The following is a 13,143-nucleotide window of genomic DNA, read 5'->3' on the forward strand; positions in this document are numbered from 1 at the left end:
TCCATAATAGAAAAGACCCAGACATTTCTCATCTGAGTCTTTTACCAATTTTAATCAATCAATTATACCGTTAACAGGTCTTTGATTTTACTCATCGCCTGATTTTCAATTTGTCGAATTCTCTCTGCAGAGACTGAATACTTTTCAGCAAGCTCTGTTAATGTAGGTCGCTCTTCATCTTCATCACGCATCCAACGCTGCATAATAATATCTTTGCTGCGAGGATCTAACTCGGCAAGCGCATTCCCTAACATTTCATTATTATGCGACGCATAATCTTCTCGCTCTAATTCTTGAGATGGGTCTAATGTATTACTAGACAGCCAATCTGATGGACTAAAGTCCCCATCATCAGCATGACTTCCAACTGGCAGATCAAATGCTAAATCATTAGAGAAAAGTCGCATTTCCATACGCTTTACTTCTGCTTTACTCACATTCAATTCTTTTGCAATATCAGCAGCTTCTTCATCAGTTAACCACTCTAAAGTCTCTTTTGATGATCTTAAATTAAAGAATAACTTACGCTGCGCTTTCGTTGTTGCAACTTTGACAATTCTCCAATTGCGGATCACAAACTCATGAATTTCTGATTTAATCCAATACACCGCAAAAGAGATTAATCGAACATTATAAGAAGGATCAAAACGTTTCACCGCCTTCATCAACCCGACATTCCCCTCTTGGATCAAATCCACTAAAGGCAGACCATAGCCGGTATAGTTCTTCGCAATATGCACAACAAATTTTAAGTGGGACATAATCAGAGTTTGAGCGGCATGTAGATCCTCATGTTCAATCAAACGATAAGCAAGCGCTTGTTCTTCCTCCGCAGTTAAGGTCGGAATATCGCCAATAGCACTGATATAAGCGTCTAATCCATCTGCAACAGAGGGAAAAGTATTGGCTCTTAGCACTAATTGTTTATCTTCACTCGGCATAAAATAGCCCTCCAAATCTTAGTCATAAAGGGGTGAAAAGATCGCAACAAGCGATTTTTACGCAACCCTTTTCCAAAATTCTTAACACTCTTCATTATAACAAACTTGATCTACTACGTCCTTATTTAATGCACATTTAATCTTTTTATAGATCACATAAATTTACGCACTATTTACTCAAAAAAGATGAACATTATCACAACGTTAGAAGCCATCATGGCAACCCCTTCTTTTTTTATAGGAGCACTAGTAGATTAGAATCAGAATCCTTGTTAGTATCTAAGACTTACTTCAAATTCAGTATAACAACCCAAAATTTCAGTATAAAGGATAGATCTCAATGGATTCTCCAAATAATAAAACTGAAGATCTTCGTATTGAAGCGCTTCGCTATCATGCACAACCTCAGCCTGGAAAAATTTCAGTTGAAGCCACTAAACCACTAGTCAACTCAAAAGACCTCTCTTTAGCATACTCTCCTGGCGTTGCTTACGCTTGTGAAGAGATTCAAAAAGACCCACTCACAGCGCTTGATTACACTTCACGCGGCAATCTTGTTGCGGTAATTAGTAACGGGACAGCAGTATTAGGTCTTGGCAATATCGGTCCGCTTGCGGGTAAACCCGTTATGGAAGGTAAAGGCGTTCTTTTTAAAAAATTCTCTAATATCGATGTTTTTGATATTGAAATTGACGAAACTGACCCTGATAAATTTATCGAGATCGTGGCTAGCCTCGAACCAACATTCGGCGGGATTAACTTAGAAGATATCAAGGCTCCTGAATGTTTCCAAATTGAGCAAGAACTTAAAAAACGCATGAATATCCCTGTTTTCCATGATGATCAACATGGAACAGCGATTATCACTGCTGCAGGGGTGTTAAATGCCCTCAAGCTTGCGGATAAAAAAATTGAAGAGATTAAACTCGTTTGTAGTGGCGCAGGTGCTGCGGCAATCTCTTGCTTAAATCTCTTAATGCAATTTGGTCTTAAAAAAGAAAATATCACTGTCTCAGACCGTGATGGTGTTGTAAATCATCACCGCGCTGAAGAGACACTTGATGAATATAAAGCATTCTTCTTACAACAAACCGACAAAATGACACTCGGCGAAATTATCGAAGATGCAGACGTATTTTTAGGTCTATCAGCACCTGGCGTTTTAACCGCTGAAATGGTGACAAAAATGGCGCCTAATCCGCTCATTTTTGCATTAGCCAACCCTGAACCTGAAATCCGCCCAGAACTTGCGCATGCAGTTCGTCAAGATGCTATTTTAGCAACAGGACGCTCTGACTACCCTAACCAAGTCAACAACGTGCTCTGCTTCCCTTATCTTTTCCGCGGCGCACTCGATTGCGGCGCAACAGAGATCAATGAAGCAATGAAGATGGCGTGTGTAAAAGCTATTGCTGATCTTACGCATAAAGAGCCTACTGATGAAGTTTTACACGCATATCCTGGTGAAACACTTCGCTTTTCACGCCACTACATCATCCCAAAACCATTTGATCCTCGCTTAATTGTAGAGCTTCCTATTGCAGTTGCAAAAGCGGCAATGGAATCAGGGGTTGCACTTCGTCCGATTCAAGACTTTGAAGAGTACCGCCATCGCTTAAGCCAACATTTTAATAAAACCAATATGGCAATGCGCCCTATCTTCAACCAAGCAAAAGAGAATGCACGTACAATTGCATACTGTGAAGGTGAAGATGAACGCGTACTTCGTGCCGTTTACCTTGTTAAGCAAGATCGCCTTGCAAACCCAATCCTTATTGGTCAACCAAAAGTGATCCAAAGAAGAATTGAAGAGCTTGGTATCAACCTTCCAACTAAAGTATTAACGCCAGAAGATAGCATCAGTAAAGATATTGATAGTGAATATGTACAAATTATCGACTATCGTAATCCTCCAATGCTTGATGAGTGTTCAGAAAAATACTATAGCGTCATGAAGCGCAAAGGGATTACGCCAGAACTTGCACGTCAACGCATGCAAACTCGTGGCAACCTTCTCTCGGCAATGCTTTTAGAGCTCGGCATGATTGATGGTCAAATTAGTGGTGTGTTAGGTCAATATCACCGCCACGTCCACCATATCGTTGATGCCATTGGTCTTAAAAAAGATACCTCTCAACCAGCAGCGGTTAGCTTACTTCTTTCACCAAAGGGTCCTCTTTTCTTCTGCGATACGCATGTTAATGAAGACCCAACGGCTGAAGAGTTAGCTGATATCACTAAAATGGCAGCGGAAGTTGTGGCTCGCTTTGGTATCACTCCAAAAGTTGCGCTTCTTTCCCACTCAAACTTCGGTTCACGTGAATCGAAATTCTCAAGAAAGATGCAAGCAACCTTACAGATCCTTAAAGAGACAGCGCCAGAGCTTGAATGCGAAGGGGAGATGCAACCAGACCTTGCTATCTGGGAGCGCTACCGTAATGCTTACTTCCCTAATTCTGAATTAGAAGGCATGGCAAACCTCTTTATCTTTGCAAACATTGATACCGCTAACGTAACTTACAACTTTGTGCGCACCATTAGCGATAGCATTGTTGTGGGACCAATCTTAACAGGTCCTTCAAAACCAGCTCACGTAGTAACCAATATTGCGACTGCAAGACGCATCGTTAACGTTACTGCAATGTGCGCAACTGACGCGATTTAATCTATCAATAGTTACATCAAACGTCATAAAGATACCCCTAAAAGGATGAAGGTGGTAAAATACCTACTCCTTTTTGGGGTTTTTATTTTTAAATAATAAGAAGTAAATATTATGAGCCTAAAACGACTAACATTTTTTCTTACAACTCTCTTAATCCTATCTGCATGTTCTAGCGGTACTTATACCGTGAGATCTGGCGACTCATTGAGCCAAATTGCAAGTAATCATAAAATGTCAGTCAGTGACTTACAAAGACTTAATAATATCTCTAACCCCAATCATATTCGGGTCGGACAAGTCCTAAAGGTTAGCGGTAAAGCAGGCTCAGCCGTTAGAAGTAATAATACAACCTCTAATAGAAATATTGCTGCAACCAACACAACTCCTCAAAAAATAGCAACACGCGATAACACCGTTGTTACCCCAAAACCCGCAACACCTAAAGATCAGGTCTCTACTGGGATTAGCGGCTGGGTAAAACCAACGGAAGGTACTGTTGTTAAAAGCTACAACCCTAACATTCCAGGCCAAAAAGGTATACAAATTGCCGGAACGGTTAATCAACCGATTAAAGCCGCCCATGATGGTGAAGTCGTCTTTGCAGGTGCTGGAAATTCAGGATATGGGCAGCTGATTATCGTTCGCCATAACGCGAACACTTATACCGCTTATGGCTATCTCTCCTCTATTAATGTGCGAGAAGGCGCTAAAGTAAAGAAAGGTCAAACAATTGCCGGCATGGGCAATAGCTTTGATGGAAGAACGGTACTCTACTTTGAGATCCGCACCAAAGGCCAAACAGTTAACCCGATGAATTATATTTAAGGAATACTCAGTATAGTAGAGCATCCTCGGCTTAGAAGTTACTCAGAAGTTTCTAAATCAGATTGCTGGCATCCCATTACGAGAAGGGTAAGAATCGATCTATCCGGCACTGTGCAAGCTAGTTTATAGTAAAATCGGTTAAAAAAAGCACATCTTAAACAGCTGGCACGGGATTTTAGAAAGAATATGAAACATTCCCTCCAGCCGTACATCAATCTATAAAGGTGCGTATTAAACAATGTTTGCAAGATGCGGGATAGAACATATTGCTTATTGCTTATTGCTAATAGCAAGCGCACTGGCATTGCAATCAGTTTGCTTTGAACCCATTTCACTATAACTAAAAACAATCAAAAGCTATTAACTTCTAATAAAAAATGACCAATATTCAATGGTCGTTTTTTATTCTTAAGATTTATATCTTAACAGCTGCTTTCATATTAAGCATCACTACTCTTACGAGCGACTCGCCTTCTTCTAGGTCTGCGACGTCTTTTTTGAGAATCATCACCCTGCTTTTCATCGCGGTTTTTCTGATGCCGCGTTACTTCTCGGCGAACTTCTTGCTTACCTTCTCGGCGCTCTTGGCGATTTTCTTCCCGCTCTTGCTCTGCCAATATAGCTTCATATTCAGCAAATTGCGTAGCCCAATACTGCGCCTTCTCAAGAACGTCAGTATCTTCATTCGCTTCAGCACGAAGCAGTAAAAAATCATACGCTGCTTTAAAGCGTGGATGCTCCATTAAACGCTTAGGGCTCCGAATAACCTTTGCTTGCAATCTAAACTGAAACACCCAAAGATCTTCAATAAACTCTCGCACATAACGAGGGATAACCGTAATTTGATGCTGCACTTTAAAAGCATCATCAATCGCCATTTTTGAGGCATCACTATAACGCATCCCACCTGCAACCAAACTCTCAAAGCGCTCCATAAATGGCGCCCATAAAAGTGATGCGTAAACAAAGTAAGGAGAACTTGTTAAGCCCTGCTTAGCTCTTGCGTCGGAATTTTTAAGTGATTTTAAAAGCAGATGCTCATCTGGGAATCCTTGAGCTTTAAGTGCCTTGTAAGTTAAGGGGAATAAGATCCCAAAGAGCTCATGCTCCATCATACTGTGATAGGATTTCTCCCCATGCCCCGTTAAAAAGAGCTTAAGAACCTCATCATACATTCTTGCCGGAGAAACACTCTCTAAAAGCTGACGGTGCTCGGCAATAGGCGGTAATAACGCCTGATCAATCTTAAACCCGAGCTTTGCCTGAAAGCGTACAGCTCTTAAGATACGAACAGGATCTTCCATAAATCGATCCGTCGGATCACCAATCAAACGAAGCGTTTGGTTTTGCAGGTCTTGATAACCCCCACAATAATCAATAATCGTTTGATCACGCACATCATAAAAGAGCGCATTGACCGTAAAATCTCGGCGCATCGCATCTTCATCGATTGTGCCATAAATATTATCTCGCGTGACAAAACCATCATCATTTGTCTGATAATGCTTTGATTTATCCCCCGCATCATTTGAACGAAAGGTTGCAACTTCAATAATCTCACGCCCAAATACAACGTGAACAAGCCTAAATCGTCGCCCAATAATACGGCTATTACGAAATACTTTACGGATCTCACTAGGATGCGCATCTGTGACGATATCAAAATCTTTCGGCGCAAGCCCTAACAGAAGATCACGAACGCCCCCACCCACTAAATAAGCATTAAAGCCTGCGCTATTAAGCTTATTAATGACCGTTAGAGAATTCCTAGAAATCTGACGATTTCTAATAGAGTGATCTTTCGAATGGTAGATCTTAGGATTCATAGAATCTCTACTCCAAAAAGAAAAGCCTTTCGTAAGAAAGGCTTTGATATTTTTTATCATACTCAAAATATCGGTATAAATTAACGTTTTGAGAACTGTGTTGCACGACGTGCGCCGCGAAGACCAACTTTCTTACGCTCAACGCTACGTGGGTCACGTGTTACAAATCCTGCTTTACGTAATGGAGCGCGGTTCGCTTCATCATACTCAACGAGTGCACGAGTTAAACCGTGACGAATTGCCCCAGCTTGTCCGCTCATACCGCCACCTTTTACAGTAACGATAATATCAAATTGACCTTCTGCTTCTAAAAGCTCTAAAGGTTGACGAACGATCATACGTGATACTTCACGTGGAAAGTACTCATCAAGCGGTTTATTATTAACAATAATGCTGCCTGTACCTTTACGTAAAAATACGCGTGCTGCTGATCTTTTACGTCTTCCAGTACCGTAGTTTTGGTTAGCTGCCATAATAATTCTCTCTTCCTAATTAGATGTCTAAAACTTTTGGTTGCTGTGCTGCGTGTGCATGCTCAGGACCTGCGTAAACTTTAAGCTTGCGAAGCATATCTCTTCCTAAAGCATTTTTAGGGAGCATGCCTTTTACAGCTAACTCGATAACATTCGCAGGTTTAGTTTGTAACATCTTCTCAAGAGTTGTTTCTCTTAAATGACCAACATAACCAGTATGCTTGTAATAGATCTTTTGTTGAAGCTTGTTACCACTTACACGGATTTTTTCCGCATTGACAATAACAATGTAATCACCTGTATCTACGTGAGGTGTAAATTCAGGCTTATGCTTACCGCGTAAGCGTCTTGCAACCTCTGTAGCTAAACGTCCGAGGGTTTTTCCTTCTGCATCAATTAAAAACCATTCACGGGTTACTTCAGCAGGCTTTGCACTAAATGTTTTCATCGAAAACTCCAAAATAAAAATTCACTAACAAAAAAACTTAAAATCCAACATCTATTCCTCCGGTAACGTGAATACCGGTTAAGAGCGAACTCTTGGGATATTGGCTTTAAATCAACGTTAGGGGTCGCTGGTAAACGATCTCGGCATTTTACGCAATCTATGGATAAATATCAAGCTTATTACGCTCTTTCACACTTTGATTCTCTGAAATTAATTAAAACAGCATAAAAAGCCCCGATACCTGCTTTTATTATTTATCCTAAGCCCTTTTCTTATTATCTATATAAGGGGAGTTATCTATATAGAAAGTCATCTAAGAAATCTTGACAAGAAAGATATCCTGAAATGAGTTTAAAAGTCACTTAATCAAGTTCCCGCGCATCGGTTATAAGAGATGCCGAAATCATTCTACCCGGCAGCGTACAAGTTGAGTTAATTTACACGTTGTACTGTTTTACCTTTAAAGTAACGTCTTTTACTGAGAATGATTTTATCAAAATTCAGACATCAAGCCATAATAACGATAACTATTTGCAATTAGCAATTATATCCATAAAATAATGAATATCCATTTTAGTTATAAAAAATGACAAAGCTGTTTAAAAGCGCCTCTATCGCCATTTTTTTTACGATAAAAGCTAAAAACATGAACAGCTATCAACAACGAAGAAACTTCTCATTGCTTCTTGAAATTGATGAGATCTCACCACTTTTGGAGATAAAATTCATGCAAATGCTAGTTCATCGTACAACCGTTAGTTTGGTTAGCAAAAACTACATCACTCCCAACTATTTACGCCTTGTTTTAAAATGTGAGGATATTGAGCATTATAGCGATGTCCCTTTAGGTGTTAATAATAAGCTCTTTATTCCCCCTCAAGGTCACACCACTGTTGAAATGCCGGTCTTTAATGCAGAAACAAAAGTATGGGAGCTAGAAAACGAGGAAAACCGCCCTTCAGTACGCACTTATACCCATCGCTTTATTGACCTTAATAAAAAAGAGCTAACGGTTGATTTTGCGGTACATGATGGTGATTCTATCGCATGTAACTGGGCAAGAGATTCAAAAGCTGGTGCCCAAATTGGCTTAGCGATGAAACTCAAACATCGTGATGTTTTGCCAGATGTTAAAAACTTTCTTTTTGTGACTGATATGACAGGAATCCCTGTAGTTGCAGCTTTAGTTGAGACGCTTCCTGAAGATGCCAATGCCACTATTATTACAGAAGTTTTAACGGCAGATGATATCTTAGATGAGCATTTTACCTCTAAGGCAAAAATTACAACAGAATGGGTCATCAACCCAACCCCTGAAAAAGGCAGTCAATTAGCAAAGATTGCAAAGCATGCGTGGCAAAAGCTAGATTCCCCGAACTTTACACATATCACAGCAGAATACAGCACCGTCAGAACCCTCAGGGATTTCCTTCGTAAAGAGCAATCTTTAACGAGTTCGGAATTTTATGCCTGTGCGTATTGGCAGATCGATAAAAAAGAGGATGAAGAGCGGGAAAAACGCCTAGATTAATCTCTTCCAAATAAGACGTTTTAATAACTATTGAATCTATTAATCCCTAAATTTTAAAATTTCTTTCAAAATTTAGGGATTTTTTATTGTTAAATGTTTTCTAAAAATACGATAATGACCCTATCGATTGAAAAACGGCGTACTTTACCTATAAAAAGCCGCAATCCTAAATGCAGTAGCATTTCATATTATTCACTCTTCTAATAAGGGGCAATAACACATCATGACCATTCCATTTAAAAAAGAGTTACCGATTATTCTCGCATCAACTTTAGCAATGACGTCACCCTTATTTGCTAATGATCAGCCGCTTGAAACCGTTGAAAACCCAACAATCACAATCTACCAAGGTGGAGTTGCACTCATTACAGAGGCTCGTAATTTTGAATTAAATAATGAGCTCCGCCAGCTTTTTTTACCAAATGTTGCCCCGGAAACGATGATGGAATCATTGATGATCTCCTTTACGCCAAAAGAGAAAGATCAGCCCGTACCAGTCATTACAGAGAAGAAACTCAATCGTAACCTTCTTTCACCTCAAGCGATGATTCAATACTCTGTAGGAGAAGAAGTCACAGTAATCACAAGCAATAGTGGACGAGAGAAACAAGAAAAGGCGACCATTATCTCCAATAACGGAGGGTTACTTTTACAATATAAAGATCGTATTGAACTCGATCTTCCAGAAAATGCACGTTTAGCCTTTAAAACAATCCCTGCAGGTCTTAATAACACACCTGTATTATCGGTTATCTTAAAAAACCTTCCAGAAAACAGAGCGCTTTATCGCGCGGACTTAAGTTATTTAACACGGGGTCTTTCATGGAATACCGACTATATTGCAAAACTAGATGAAGCAAGCAAAACCTTAAAACTCGAAGGTTGGGCAACACTTAATAACAATAGTGGTATGGATTACCAAGATTATAAGATTAATCTCATTGCCGGCGATCTCAATATCGTTAGCCGCGCTGTACCACAGTTACGTAAAGCGGGCGCCGCAATGGCGCTTGATATGAACTATGAAGCAGCGCCTATTGCAGCAACCTCTTTAGGGGATTATCATCTTTATAAAATACCAGACACCTCTACTTTAAATGATAAAGAGCAGACGCAAATCTCCCTCTTTCAAAAAGATGCCATCCCTTTTACCAAAAACTATACCTTCGCTAACAACAGTCCTAATTACCGTATGGGACAATCTCCGGCATTTCAAAATGCAATGGTTACTGTTCATTTTAAAAATGATGAAACTTCCCAGTTAGGCTTTCCACTACCTGATGGGGTGATTCGCCTTTATCAGCAAGAAGATACCCAAACAACTTTTATAGGGGAAGATCATATTCCGGCAACACCCAATAAACAGGAAGTCATTCTAAATACCGGTAGCGCCTTTGATATCACAATGAAAAGAGAGCAAACGCAATTTGCAATGGTGAATGAAGATGAGTGGGAAATTAGCTATAAACTCACCGTTAGTAATGCGAAAAAAGAAGCCGCACATACCTTTGTGAAAGAAAGTTTCTATCCTAACAATGATACAAACTGGCAAATCATCAACCAAAGCAAACCGCCAAAAATTGTGGGGGACACGGCAATTTGGGAATTAGAAATCCCGGCTGAAAGCAATAAAATTATTACCTATAACGTACGCTACACAATCTTTAATGATGAGAAAAAAGAGCGCTTAAATCCATAATCGCTTAAAATTTTATCTCGCTTATTGAACATAAATAGGTAAATGATGTTTCAACACAATCATCGGCTTCAGAAGTTTATCGCTTCAGCAGATCAAAAAACTGCTGAGGCGAATTCGCCGCAAGATTTGCTCGATATTATTGCTAATGCCCAAGAATTTAAGGGCAACTTGCAATTTGATCAAAGAGATTTTCTACTCTATTTTATTATCGATATAACGGCATTTATTGTCGGGATTATAGCCTTTCAAAAAAGTGATGAGAGCTTTTGGCTCTTCATCACTTTTTTATCGCTTTTTGTGGCAGTTATTTTGCTATTTTATTATGTTAAGCGTAGAAAAAGCATTGATAAACTCTCCGCCGCCATCTACGCGCGAGATCTCTTATTTGATAATCAATTAGAAATTATCCACTCAGCAAATTATTCTCAAAAAGCGCTAGAAGCTCGCTTTCATGATTTTATCCGGGGAAATTATTCCCGCGAAATTAAAACGGTTATTGCCGGCAAAAATGCTGAGGAGATTTCTTTTAATTACCATTATTACCATTTTCATTATGTGGATGAAAAAACAGAAACTAAGACAGATAGCGATGGAAAAACTAGCACAAAAAAGCGCTACGATCATTATGATCGCTACGGCTTTATTGTGGATCTTGCTTCTATTAAAAATATGGACTTTAACTCAGCGCTTCAAATTATCTACTCAAAAGCACTATTTGGGATGAATAAAGGGGATTATGCGCCCGCATCCATTACCTTTCGGAAAAACTTTATCGTTAAAACCAAAGAGAGTCTTCAAGCGGCAAAATTTTTAACACCTAGTATGGTAGAAACAATTGAATCACTTTTACAAGGATTTAATCAGATCACGATTGAGACAAATAAGCATCAAGAACTGCTACTCTCTTTTACCAATCATGATATTTTAACGGGGAATCTGCAATATTCTCTAAAAGAGACCGACCTCTTCTTAGAAGAGATCAAACAAACAACAGCGCTCCCTGATCTACGCTATACCCTTCATATGATCTCTCAAATGCTCCAAGAGATTGATCATAACTTTTAATTAACGCCCTCTCACTCAAGGATTTACAATGTCGACAGCCCTTCTTATTGTTTTAGCAATCATTGTGCTCTTTGCCATCTATATTATTACAACGCACAATAGCATAATCGCCTACTTTAATGCTTGCCAACGCGCTTGGGCAGATGTGATTACTCAAGAACTCCAGAAAACACGTCTGCTGCCAACGCTTGAAAAAATGGTTGAAGAGTATAAGCTCCATGAAGCAGATGTCTTACAAAATATTACAAAGCTCCGCTCGGCACTTAATAATATCTCTCCTGAAAATACCGATATTTCAGCCCTTAAAAAGGTCAATACAGAATCTAAAGCACTCCTTTCTAATATTCACATCGTGGCAGAAAACTACCCTGAATTAAAAGCTTCAGAAATCTATCAAAGTTTCATGCGTGAGCTATCTGAATTAGAAAGAAATATTTCGGCAAGCCTGCGTATTTTTAACGCGAATGTGGAGAAATTTAATGTCAAAATTGAAGTTTTCCCCAATGTCCTTATTAATAACTGGTTGACGCATAAATCACGCTTAAATGTCTTTACAGATGAGACTGCTGCTAACAATTTCGATTATAAGCCAAATTTTTAAGATCTCATTCTCGCAACTTCCCTATCCTTTATAAACTTATTCCAAATAGGAATAAGTGAATTAACTTTATGCCGTTAAAGCAACAATATTCTCCTGCTACAATGAGTCTTTAATGACCTACGCTAAACAGGAGGATTCGTCGTGAACTTACAACAACTACAAACGCTCACTCAAAAATTTAAAACAACCCAAAAAATGCCCATCCTCTTTTTAGGGCATGGCAGTCCCATGAACGCCATCTCATCAAATCGCTTTACAGAGAGTTGGAACCAACTAGGACAATCATTACCAAAGCCTCAAGCAATCCTCTCTATTTCTGCTCATTGGGAAACAAAGGGAAGCTTTGTCACAGCAATGGAAAAACCGCAGACCATTCATGATTTTTATAATTTTCCGCAAGCCCTTTACGATATGACCTATCCCGCAGAGGGAGATCCTAATCTTGCCAAACATATTCATACCATGAATCAACATATTGAGCTTGATCACAAATGGGGCTTAGATCATGGTACATGGGCAGTGATTTGTCATCTTTACCCCGATGCAGATATTCCTACATTACAACTGAGCCTTGATATGTCGCTCTCTCCAGATGCGCATTATGAACTAGCAAAATGCCTCTCAACCCTACGACATCGCGGCGTTTTAATCCTTGCTAGTGGCAATATTGTTCACAATCTTCGTCTTCTTGATTTCCGCAATAGTCAAGGTGGTCATGACTGGGCAGAAGACGCCAGACAATCTATGACTAAAATGCTTTTAGAAGATGATCAAAAATCCCTTATTCATTTTAAAGATCAAGGCGAGGCTTTCAGGCTATCTATTCCCACAGATGAACATTATCTTCCCCTTCTTTATATCCTAGGACTCAAAGAATCTAGCGATGAACTGCTCATCTTTAATAACCAATCTGTCATGGGATCTCTAGCGATGACTTCTCTACTCTATGCGTAAAGACTTATAACTTCAAAAAGCAGATCTCCCCATTACAATGACTCATAATTGCCCCCTTTTATCTCAAACTCCCAAAACATTCCATTATTGGGAGTTTTATTTTGAGATCATGAGG

General features: G+C 39.4%; 11 protein-coding genes. 7 read left to right on the forward strand and 4 right to left on the reverse strand.

Annotated features, from left to right (window positions below; genetic code table 11):
• Positions 1–62: 62 nt before the first annotated feature.
• On the reverse strand, positions 63–941 hold the full coding sequence (rpoH, locus tag MMG00_RS08825) for an RNA polymerase sigma factor RpoH (RefSeq protein WP_242147476.1): 879 nt from the start codon (positions 939–941) through the stop codon (positions 63–65).
• A gap of 340 nt (positions 942–1,281) precedes the next feature.
• Between rpoH and MMG00_RS08830 the strand changes: the two genes are divergently transcribed.
• Both MMG00_RS08830 and MMG00_RS08835 read left to right on the forward strand, forming a co-directional pair.
• Positions 1,282–3,606 (forward strand): NADP-dependent malic enzyme, encoded by a 2,325-nt coding sequence (locus MMG00_RS08830; protein WP_242147478.1) that lies wholly within the window; start codon positions 1,282–1,284, stop codon positions 3,604–3,606.
• Between the two features lie 111 nt (positions 3,607–3,717).
• Positions 3,718–4,431, forward strand: coding sequence for a peptidoglycan DD-metalloendopeptidase family protein (locus tag MMG00_RS08835; RefSeq protein WP_242147480.1), 714 nt, complete (start codon positions 3,718–3,720; stop codon positions 4,429–4,431).
• Between the two features lie 440 nt (positions 4,432–4,871).
• Here MMG00_RS08835 and pcnB read toward each other — a convergent pair whose 3' ends face one another.
• The 3 genes from pcnB to rplM form a co-directional block, all read right to left on the reverse strand.
• Positions 4,872–6,257, reverse strand: a complete 1,386-nt coding sequence (gene pcnB / locus MMG00_RS08840; RefSeq protein ID WP_242147482.1) for a polynucleotide adenylyltransferase PcnB — start codon at positions 6,255–6,257, stop codon at positions 4,872–4,874.
• Positions 6,258–6,337: 80 nt separating this feature from the next.
• Positions 6,338–6,730 (reverse strand): 30S ribosomal protein S9, encoded by a 393-nt coding sequence (gene rpsI / locus MMG00_RS08845; RefSeq protein ID WP_242147484.1) that lies wholly within the window; start codon positions 6,728–6,730, stop codon positions 6,338–6,340.
• Positions 6,731–6,749: 19 nt separating this feature from the next.
• Positions 6,750–7,178, reverse strand: a complete 429-nt coding sequence (gene rplM / locus MMG00_RS08850) for a 50S ribosomal protein L13 (protein ID WP_242147486.1) — start codon at positions 7,176–7,178, stop codon at positions 6,750–6,752.
• A 727-nt stretch (positions 7,179–7,905) separates the two neighbouring features.
• Between rplM and MMG00_RS08855 the strand changes: the two genes are divergently transcribed.
• The 5 genes from MMG00_RS08855 to ygiD all read left to right on the forward strand — a co-directional run bounded on the left by MMG00_RS08855 (position 7,906) and on the right by ygiD (position 13,028).
• Entirely contained in the window at positions 7,906–8,709 is an 804-nt protein-coding gene (locus MMG00_RS08855; protein WP_242147488.1) for a siderophore-interacting protein, read from the forward strand.
• Between the two features lie 223 nt (positions 8,710–8,932).
• Positions 8,933–10,408 (forward strand): DUF4139 domain-containing protein, encoded by a 1,476-nt coding sequence (locus tag MMG00_RS08860; protein ID WP_242147491.1) that lies wholly within the window; start codon positions 8,933–8,935, stop codon positions 10,406–10,408.
• A 45-nt stretch (positions 10,409–10,453) separates the two neighbouring features.
• The gene (locus MMG00_RS08865) at positions 10,454–11,473 is read left to right on the forward strand and encodes a DUF3137 domain-containing protein (protein WP_242147494.1); all 1,020 of its coding nucleotides are present in this window, start codon (positions 10,454–10,456) and stop codon (positions 11,471–11,473) included.
• A 28-nt stretch (positions 11,474–11,501) separates the two neighbouring features.
• A complete protein-coding gene (locus MMG00_RS08870; protein WP_242147495.1) occupies positions 11,502–12,074 on the forward strand; it encodes a LemA family protein in 573 nt (190 codons plus the stop codon).
• A 141-nt stretch (positions 12,075–12,215) separates the two neighbouring features.
• Positions 12,216–13,028, forward strand: coding sequence for a 4,5-DOPA-extradiol-dioxygenase (ygiD, locus tag MMG00_RS08875; RefSeq protein WP_242147497.1), 813 nt, complete (start codon positions 12,216–12,218; stop codon positions 13,026–13,028).
• Positions 13,029–13,143 lie beyond the last annotated feature (115 nt).

The sequence above is a fragment of the Ignatzschineria rhizosphaerae genome (assembly GCF_022655595.1).
Taxonomy (GTDB): Bacteria; Pseudomonadota; Gammaproteobacteria; order Cardiobacteriales; family Wohlfahrtiimonadaceae; genus Ignatzschineria; species Ignatzschineria rhizosphaerae.

Excerpts from the sequence above, each read along its gene's own strand:
- MMG00_RS08835 (WP_242147480.1), top strand. The coding sequence starts at position 3,718 with ATGAGCCTAAAACGACTAACATTTTTTCTTACAACTCTCTTAATCCTA.
- MMG00_RS08855 (WP_242147488.1), top strand. The coding sequence starts at position 7,906 with ATGCAAATGCTAGTTCATCGTACAACCGTTAGTTTGGTTAGCAAAAAC.
- MMG00_RS08860 (WP_242147491.1), top strand. The coding sequence starts at position 8,933 with ATGACCATTCCATTTAAAAAAGAGTTACCGATTATTCTCGCATCAACT.
- rpoH (WP_242147476.1), bottom strand. The coding sequence starts at position 941 with ATGCCGAGTGAAGATAAACAATTAGTGCTAAGAGCCAATACTTTTCCC.
- MMG00_RS08865 (WP_242147494.1), top strand. The coding sequence starts at position 10,454 with ATGTTTCAACACAATCATCGGCTTCAGAAGTTTATCGCTTCAGCAGAT.
- rpsI (WP_242147484.1), bottom strand. The coding sequence starts at position 6,730 with ATGGCAGCTAACCAAAACTACGGTACTGGAAGACGTAAAAGATCAGCA.
- pcnB (WP_242147482.1), bottom strand. The coding sequence starts at position 6,257 with ATGAATCCTAAGATCTACCATTCGAAAGATCACTCTATTAGAAATCGT.
- MMG00_RS08830 (WP_242147478.1), top strand. The coding sequence starts at position 1,282 with ATGGATTCTCCAAATAATAAAACTGAAGATCTTCGTATTGAAGCGCTT.
- MMG00_RS08870 (WP_242147495.1), top strand. The coding sequence starts at position 11,502 with ATGTCGACAGCCCTTCTTATTGTTTTAGCAATCATTGTGCTCTTTGCC.
- rplM (WP_242147486.1), bottom strand. The coding sequence starts at position 7,178 with ATGAAAACATTTAGTGCAAAGCCTGCTGAAGTAACCCGTGAATGGTTT.